At 59.3% G+C, this 6,000-nt stretch carries 5 protein-coding genes; 4 read left to right on the top strand and 1 reads right to left on the bottom strand.

The features are described 5' to 3' along the window. Positions 1-501, bottom strand: a 501-nt coding sequence (locus ASG20_RS18765) for a recombinase family protein (RefSeq protein ID WP_056056392.1), incomplete at its 3' end; no start/stop codon positions are given. 1,138 nt (positions 502-1,639) lie between these two features. Here ASG20_RS18765 and ASG20_RS18760 point away from each other — a divergent pair. Genes ASG20_RS18760 through ASG20_RS18750 form a run of 4 tightly spaced genes read left to right on the top strand, consistent with a single transcriptional unit; the run spans position 1,640 to position 5,977 of the window. Beyond that, positions 1,640-2,077, top strand: coding sequence for a DUF202 domain-containing protein (locus ASG20_RS18760; RefSeq protein ID WP_056019268.1), 438 nt, complete (start codon positions 1,640-1,642; stop codon positions 2,075-2,077). 37 nt (positions 2,078-2,114) lie between these two features. Further along, positions 2,115-3,890 carry an SLC13 family permease gene (locus ASG20_RS18755; protein WP_056019265.1) on the top strand — a complete coding sequence of 592 codons (1,776 nt, stop codon included), beginning with the start codon at positions 2,115-2,117 and terminating at the stop codon, positions 3,888-3,890. A 25-nt stretch (positions 3,891-3,915) separates the two neighbouring features. Further along, the gene (locus tag ASG20_RS19600) at positions 3,916-4,197 is read left to right on the top strand and encodes a hypothetical protein (protein ID WP_132833781.1); all 282 of its coding nucleotides are present in this window, start codon (positions 3,916-3,918) and stop codon (positions 4,195-4,197) included. A 1-nt stretch (position 4,198) separates the two neighbouring features. Further along, positions 4,199-5,977: a chloride channel protein gene (locus ASG20_RS18750; RefSeq protein ID WP_082445489.1), complete on the top strand. Its 1,779-nt coding sequence runs from the start codon at positions 4,199-4,201 to the stop codon at positions 5,975-5,977. The last annotated feature ends 23 nt before the right edge of the window (positions 5,978-6,000 follow it).

The following is a 6,000-nucleotide window of genomic DNA, read 5'->3' as shown; positions in this document are numbered from 1 at the left end:
AGACGCCTTACTGGCTCCGCCATCCAGCGCAGCAGTGATCCGTTCAAGAGTTTCGGCGTCGATCATAGGTGGCCGCCCCCCTTGGCGTCCTCGACGTTTGGCAGCGGCTAGTCCCGCCATCACTCGTTCGCGCGTCAGCGCACGCTCATACTGAGCCAATGCACCGAACAGCGAGAACAGCAACTCGCCGTGCGGCGTGGTCGTATCCATCTGCTCGGTCAGCGATCGGAACGCGATGCCGCGCGCCTTCAGGTCGGTGACGATCGTCAGCAGGTGGGGCAGCGAACGTCCTAACCGGTCGAGCTTCCACACAACCAGCGTGTCGCCCGCGTTCAAATAGTCGAGGCATGCTTTCAGCCCAGGTCGATCGTCGCGAGCGCCCGATGCCTTGTCAGTATGGAGATGCCGATGATCAACGCCAGCTGCTACCAGCGCGTCACGTTGCAGGTCGACCGTCTGACGATCGTCGGCTGACGACACCCTCATATATCCGACCAACATGTACGACAAACCTTCGAAAGTACGTTCTCGCACACTTTACCAAAGCGATAGGGTTTGTCGATCATTATGGGTGGAGGTGGGTATGGTTCGGCGAAAGCGCAGGTCGGGGGTGTCGGCTATCATGTGTTTTCCGACACTGGCGGGGCTAGTCGGCGCTTAAAAACGGCAGGGCCGTTCACGCCCACACCCGGACGCTCGGGTTAGTAATTCGGAGTCCCGGTAGTAGTCATTCGTTCAGTGGGATTATGGGGAACTTTCCAGACATGAGTTGCAATCGGGGCGCTCGGGATTGGTAAAGCTGTCTAGTTACGGCCAATGGGCAAGCGCGGTAAAATGGATCGCAAAAGCGATTACGCTGATATAATCTGGTATCGGAGGTAAATGCAGAAATGGAAAGTAGCCGTCAGCTGGAGAGCATCGCCCTCGCAATTGCTCCAATGCTAGCGGCTTCTGTATCCGAAGTATGGATCGTGGCAGAAGTTCATGACGACTGGATACAGAGGCGCTACGATGTCGTGTGCAACGGTAAGCTTGTTGAGGGGGTGGAAGGTGAGAGAACCATGAACCGATCCGTCAATGATGCTCTATCCGCCCTAAGGCGTGACATGCTTAAAGAGAGTCAGGAAGATTGGCATCATTGCACCTATGTTTTGAGGTCTGACGGAATCTTCAAAATGGAGTTCGATCGTAGCAGACCGCCGAGCGTGTGAATGTAACGATAGATACTCCTGTAAAAGGAGGCAGCGCCACAGAATGTCGGCCATCGCCAGCACCTTCCCGAAAGCCGCCGTTCCGCTTTCCTGCCCAACCCGGACATTCCCGAAATTCGATCCAGACCGTGCGAAAACTCACCGCCGCCCCCGATACAGACGTGATGCTCGAAACATAACGTCGCCAGATATGGCTGCGACGCAAGATAGCCAATCACCTGGCAACCGACACGCAGCTATATTAGTACGCTACATTCGGGGTTGGAGTTTTCGCACGGTCTGGATCGTTTTCGAGAAAGGTTTCGTGCCGCAACCAGCCGGTTTTGACACCTGTGAAGGCGGGGGATCTGCTAACCTCGATAACTTATTCGGCATGATCCTTTTTAACATTCGATGTGCTGAAAGCGTGTGGGTATCGTTGATCATCCATGGCCAACGAACGACTGTCATTGACCCGTGATTTCAACGGCCCATTCGTTCACGGTGCGGACCGGTTGGAGCATAGCGCCAAGCAGCAAGCAGATAGCGCCGATCGGCGCACGGAGCTTGCTGCCGATCGAACAGTCATGGCAGCGGAGCGCACCTACGCAGCCTGGGTCCGTACCGGGCTTGCCGCTCTAGCCGCAGGAATTGGCGCCCGCGCATTGCTTGAGAACATCGTGCCCGGCTGGCTTGCCGGTGCGACCGCAACCGTCCTGATCCTGTTCAGCGGCTTCTGCTTCGTTGCAGCGGTCTGGCGTGAAATGATTCCTATCGCCCCACCGCGGCCCGACACTCAGCGACTGCCGGCTTGGTTGCTGATCTCTGTGAACGGCTTCCTAGCGATTGCCGTCTTGGCGGCACTCGTCGGGATTTGGCTGCAATAACCGGCGTGACTATCGCCATTTTACGGATTCTGCTTGCATGACCACGCCGCAACTTATGTCGATTGGCCTGCTGATTGGCATGATGGGCCTCTTTCTTTGGGGCCGATTTCGCTATGATGTCACGGCCATCATCGCCCTGCTTGCCGGGCTGTCGCTGGGATTGGTGAAGCCCAAAGCGGCATTTACTGGCTTTTCCGATGACATCGTTATCATCGTTGGATCGGCGCTGGTGATCTCATCGGCAATGCAGCGTTCCGGCCTAATCGAGAGCGCGCTCGGGATACTGGCGCGGCGCGTGACACGCGTCCGGTCGCAACTCGTGGTGCTGACTACGGCAGTCGGGGTATCGTCCGGGCTCGTAAAGAACGTCGGTGCCTTGGCTATGCTGATGCCGGCAGCCGTGCAGACGGCGAAGAAATCGGACACTAGCCCCTCGGTGTTCCTGATGCCGATGTCGTTCGCTTCGCTCCTTGGCGGGTTGATGACCCTCGTTGGTACGTCGCCGAATATTATTGTCAGCAGAGTACGAGAGCAGATGACCGGTGAGCCGTTCGGCATGTTCGATTATCTGCCAACGGGGCTGGGCCTGCTTGTGGTCGGCCTCATTTTCCTGCGTTTCGGCTACCGCCTCCTGCCCAGGGAACGCCGCGCAGCGCCGACCATGGGCGAAGCTCTAAACATCACGGACTATGTCACTGAGGCGACCATCCAAGACGGATCGCCCGCTGTCGGCGAAACGGTTGAGTCCTTCATCGACCGTCATGATAATGAGGTGACGATCGCCAATGTTGTCCGTGACGATGTGCGCACGAGCATTACGGCCGAGTTCCTTCTGGCTGCCGGCGACACGCTGATCTTGGGCGGTGACCCGGATACGCTTGAGCGTGTCATTGCGGGTGACCACCTAGCACTTGCCGGACAGCATCGTGACCTACCGGAAGGCAGCGAAGATGATGAGGTTGGCGTCATTGAGGCGGTCATCACCACCGGCTCCGTGTTGGTCCGCCAGTCCGCTGGACGACTGCGGCTTCAGCAACGCTATGGCGTCAATCTCATCGCGGTATCGCGCGCCGGCAAACGGCTGACCAAGCAGCTCAGCGAGACCGTCTTGCGCGCCGGCGATGTCATTGTTCTTCAAGGACCCCTCACACTCTTGCCGGAACGCATGCGTGACCTCGGTACGCTGCCGCTGGCAGAGCGTGCCCTGCGTCTGGGAAGTTCGAAGCGTCGCTTCCTACCACTTATCATCCTCGCGGTGGCGATGACCGTAACCGCGACCGGCTATGTGCCTGTGGCCGTCGCCTTCTTCGCCGCTGCCGGTCTAATGATGGCGACCGGAGCGCTACCGCTGCGAGATGCCTATGATGGCGTCGAATGGCCAATTCTCATCATGCTGGGCGCGCTCATTCCGGTCAGTGAAACCCTGCGCACCACCGGCGCGTCGGATGTACTCGCGACCTCGCTTGCCCATCTGGCGGCCTCCTTGCCGCCATGGGGCGCGGTCGCCCTGATCCTCGTAGCGGCGATGGCTGTGACGCCGTTTCTCAACAATGCCGCGACGGTCTTGGTGATGGCGCCAATCGCGGCGGTGTTCGCGCATGACCTCGGATATCGCCCCGAAGCCTTCCTCATCGGGACCGCTATCGGGGCAGGATGCGATTTCCTGACGCCGATTGGGCATCAGTGTAACACCTTGGTTTTTGGTCCTGGGGGCTACCGCTTCAGCGATTACGCCCGGCTGGGCGCACCACTATCGGTTCTGGTGGTCTTGGTTGGTACGCCTCTAGTGATGTGGACTTGGCCACTGCACTGATCGCCGGGTACTGTTGATGGGCAGCATGGCCAAGCCGCAGGCGTTCGAAGATACTGAATGGCGTCCGTGGCGAGGAAGCGTACCGGGCGGCTCGGAAGGTTGTGGCACCGCAGATGTAGCAGGCGTAGGCGGCTTCATGCGTTTTTTCCACTCGCGGGCAGCCATGCCCGTTCTCATCGTCCTACTGCTTGCAACAATCACGGCAGCTGGACTGGCGACGTCTTGGACGCTGTCGATTGTGATGTGGCTTTCGAGCGCCGTTCTCGCCGCAGCCCTGTTTGCAACCTTGATGCAGGACGCCGACTGACATGGCTTCAGCGCCACTGATCGATAGCGCAGCTAGTCCACCTGGATCTGGTCGGGTGGCGCCATCGTGGCTCCGTAAAGCTTTTCGATCCAGCGAAGCTGCACTCATCGTGCTGGCCATCATGATCGGCAGTGCAGCCGGATTGCTCAGTGTCGTCCAGGGTACGCTCGCACAGGCGATGCAGCATCTGCTTTATGCCTTGTCGCCGGATGAAAGGCTGAGTGCGGCCACGACGATCCCTTACCTTGCTCTACTTGCCCTGCCGGCTGGTGGAGCCGTCCTCGCACTCTTCTCTTGGGTTACTCATGCTCGCCGGCGCCGGATGGTCGACGCTGTAGAGGCGAACGCCCTTCATGGTGGTCGCATGTCATGGTCCGACAGCCTCGTTATCTCCGGGCAAACGATCCTTTCCAACGGCTTCGGTGCGTCTGTGGGGCTTGAGGCGGCGTATGCGCAGTTGGGAGGGCTCGTCGCCTCGCTCAGCGGCAACTGGTTTGCGTTACGCAGGTCCGATCTGCGCATCTTGGTCGGCGCCGGAACGGGCGCCGCCATCGCAGGTGCATTCGGGGCTCCATTAGCTGGGGCCTTCTATGCCTTTGAGATCGTAATCGGGGCCTATACGATATCAGCGCTGGCACCTGTCGCTGCGGCGTGCCTGGCGAGTGTCCTTGTGGCGCAGGCGTTTGGTGCTCAACCGTATCTGGTTGCGGCTAATGCAGGCGAACAGATCGAGACGTTCCACTACCTTCTCTACGCCGGTCTTGGGGCCTGTGCCGCTGGCGCTGGTATACTGCTGATGCGGGCTGTTGCGGAGATGGAAGCAGCTACACGCAAACTGCCGATACCCTCGATTTGCCGGCCGATATTGGGCGGTCTTCTGCTCATCCCTCTGGCGATGCTCACGCCGCAAATTCTCTCTGCTGGTCACGGCGCCCTCCACCTCAATCTTGAAGCCGAGGTATCGCTGCGCTTCCTCGCCGCCATCTTCGTCGTCAAGTGCGCGGCCTCCATCATCTCACTTGGCTTTGGCTTCCGCGGTGGCCTGTTCTTCGCATCCTTGTTCTTGGGCAGCCTGCTGGGTCACCTGTTTGCTGGTTCACTCGAATGGATTGTCGGATCGCCTGTGATCGACCCGCACAATGCGGCCCTGGTGGGGATGGCCGCATTAGCGGTCGCCGTAGTTGGCGGGCCGATGACGATGGCGATGCTAGTCCTTGAGGCGACCCACGACTTCTCCCTTGCCGGCGCGGCCATTGCAGCATCGCTGGTCTCGTCCACCATCGTCCGCGAGCTGTTCGGCTATTCCTTTTCTACGTGGCGCCTGCATCTCCGGGGCGAAACCATCAAAAGCGCCCGCGATGTCGGCTGGGTCAGAACGCTTACAGCGGGCAAGATGATGCGACGTGTCGAAAGGGCTACGCCGTGCAACACGACGATCGCCGAGTTTCGTCGGGCGTTTCCGCTTGGTTCCACAAGTCGGGTCCTACTAGTCGATGACCACGAAAATTATGGCGGTATCGTACAGACTGCCAGTGCATTTGCCGAAGAGGTCGATCAGAAGGCACCGATCGGGTCGCTGGCGATCCACACGGGTCTCGCCCTTACGCCGGATTCAGACATCAGAAGCGTCATGACTACGTTCGATACCGAAGGTGCGGACGAACTGGCGGTAGTTGGAAGCGACGGGGCAGTTCTCGGCATCCTCTCCGAGAGCTATGCGCGACGCCGCTACGCAGAGGAATTGGACAAGGCGCAACGTGAGTTGTTTGGAGAAAGCTGACCAGCCGGCACGCAGCAAACGCT

Source organism: Sphingomonas sp. Leaf198, assembly GCF_001424005.1.
Classification (GTDB): Bacteria; Pseudomonadota; Alphaproteobacteria; order Sphingomonadales; family Sphingomonadaceae; genus Sphingomonas.
Note: the sequence above shows the minus strand (reverse complement) of the source record. Positions and strands in the feature narration are given on the sequence as shown.